Raw genomic sequence first — 218 nt, 5'->3', positions numbered from 1 at the left:
GATTTAAGCTGTTACTCACGGGTTTAGAGCCGTTACTCGTGAGTTTGGAGCGTTTACTCGTGAGTTTAGAGCGTTTACTCGTGAGTTTGATGCATTTACTCGTGAATTGGTGTTCAAACACGAGTTGGTTGATTTTACACAAGATTTTGAAGGGGATTGCACGAGATTTAAGCTGTTACTCACGGGTTTAGAGCCGTTACTCGTGAGTTTGGAGCGTT

General features: G+C 43.1%; 1 protein-coding gene. It reads left to right on the top strand.

What is annotated here, in order from left to right; genetic code table 11:
• Positions 1 to 191 (top strand): hypothetical protein (locus FNK51_RS27010; RefSeq protein WP_220127013.1); only part of this gene is annotated, 191 nt, incomplete at its 5' end.
• Positions 192 to 218 lie beyond the last annotated feature (27 nt).

It is taken from the genome of Bacillus sp. B4EP4a (assembly GCF_006680105.1).
GTDB classification, from domain to species: Bacteria; Bacillota; Bacilli; order Bacillales; family DSM-1321; genus Peribacillus; species Peribacillus simplex_E.
Note: the sequence above shows the minus strand (reverse complement) of the source record. Positions and strands in the feature narration are given on the sequence as shown.